General features: G+C 50.3%; 2 tRNA genes and 1 rRNA gene. All 3 read left to right on the top strand.

The features are described 5' to 3' along the window. Nucleotides 1–107 precede the first annotated feature (107 nt). The 3 genes from HHA42_RS13265 (at nt 108) to HHA42_RS13255 (ending at nt 1922) form a co-directional block, all read left to right on the top strand. Nucleotides 108–1644, top strand: a 16S ribosomal RNA gene (locus tag HHA42_RS13265). A gap of 61 nt (nt 1645–1705) precedes the next feature. Beyond that, nucleotides 1706–1782, top strand: a tRNA-Ile gene (locus HHA42_RS13260). Between the two features lie 64 nt (nt 1783–1846). Then, a tRNA-Ala gene (locus HHA42_RS13255) sits at nt 1847–1922 on the top strand.

The following is a 1922-nucleotide window of genomic DNA, read 5'->3' as shown; positions in this document are numbered from 1 at the left end:
TCATTGATTGATTGGTTTAAATTACTCGAAGTTTATTTGAGCGAAATTTAAGTCAGAAAATTGATGAGCCAGATTTGGAAGTTTAGATTAAAACTTCAAAATGATTTTAACTGAAGAGTTTGATCATGGCTCAGATTGAACGCTGGCGGCAGGCTTAACACATGCAAGTCGAGCGGGGAAGGTTGCTTCGGTAACTAACCTAGCGGCGGACGGGTGAGTAATGCTTAGGAATCTGCCTATTAGTGGGGGACAACATTCCGAAAGGAATGCTAATACCGCATACGTCCTACGGGAGAAAGCAGGGGATCATTTGACCTTGCGCTAATAGATGAGCCTAAGTCGGATTAGCTAGTTGGTGGGGTAAAGGCCTACCAAGGCGACGATCTGTAGCGGGTCTGAGAGGATGATCCGCCACACTGGGACTGAGACACGGCCCAGACTCCTACGGGAGGCAGCAGTGGGGAATATTGGACAATGGAGGAAACTCTGATCCAGCCATGCCGCGTGTGTGAAGAAGGCCTTTTGGTTGTAAAGCACTTTAAGCGAGGAGGAGGCTCTCTTGGTTAATACCTGAGAAGAGTGGACGTTACTCGCAGAATAAGCACCGGCTAACTCTGTGCCAGCAGCCGCGGTAATACAGAGGGTGCGAGCGTTAATCGGATTTACTGGGCGTAAAGCGCGCGTAGGTGGCTAATTAAGTCAAATGTGAAATCCCCGAGCTTAACTTGGGAATTGCATTCGATACTGGTTGGCTAGAGTATGGGAGAGGATGGTAGAATTCCAGGTGTAGCGGTGAAATGCGTAGAGATCTGGAGGAATACCGATGGCGAAGGCAGCCATCTGGCCTAATACTGACACTGAGGTGCGAAAGCATGGGGAGCAAACAGGATTAGATACCCTGGTAGTCCATGCCGTAAACGATGTCTACTAGCCGTTGGGGGATTTGATCCTTTAGTGGCGCAGCTAACGCGATAAGTAGACCGCCTGGGGAGTACGGTCGCAAGACTAAAACTCAAATGAATTGACGGGGGCCCGCACAAGCGGTGGAGCATGTGGTTTAATTCGATGCAACGCGAAGAACCTTACCTGGCCTTGACATAGTAGAAACTTTCCAGAGATGGATTGGTGCCTTCGGGAATCTACATACAGGTGCTGCATGGCTGTCGTCAGCTCGTGTCGTGAGATGTTGGGTTAAGTCCCGCAACGAGCGCAACCCTTTTCCTTACTTGCCAGCATTTCGGATGGGAACTTTAAGGATACTGCCAGTGACAAACTGGAGGAAGGCGGGGACGACGTCAAGTCATCATGGCCCTTACGGCCAGGGCTACACACGTGCTACAATGGTCGGTACAAAGGGTTGCTACACAGCGATGTGATGCTAATCTCAAAAAGCCGATCGTAGTCCGGATCGCAGTCTGCAACTCGACTGCGTGAAGTCGGAATCGCTAGTAATCGCGGATCAGAATGCCGCGGTGAATACGTTCCCGGGCCTTGTACACACCGCCCGTCACACCATGGGAGTTTGTTGCACCAGAAGTAGGTAGTCTAACCGCAAGGAGGACGCTTACCACGGTGTGGCCGATGACTGGGGTGAAGTCGTAACAAGGTAGCCGTAGGGGAACCTGCGGCTGGATCACCTCCTTAACGAAAGATTGACGATTGGTAAGAATCCACAACAAGTTGTTCTTCATGACGATGTATCTGAGGGTCTGTAGCTCAGTTGGTTAGAGCACACGCTTGATAAGCGTGGGGTCACAAGTTCAAGTCTTGTCAGACCCACCACTACTGACGACGCAAGAGATTGCAGAGTAAACGGAAATCAGAAACATTGACTTATTGATAAGCTGGGGACTTAGCTTAGTTGGTAGAGCGCCTGCTTTGCACGCAGGAGGTCAGGAGTTCGACTCTCCTAGTCTCCACCA

This window comes from Acinetobacter sp. A3, from assembly GCF_012371415.1.
Lineage (GTDB): Bacteria > Pseudomonadota > Gammaproteobacteria > Pseudomonadales > Moraxellaceae > Acinetobacter.
This window is presented reverse-complemented; position numbering and strand designations above follow the sequence as displayed.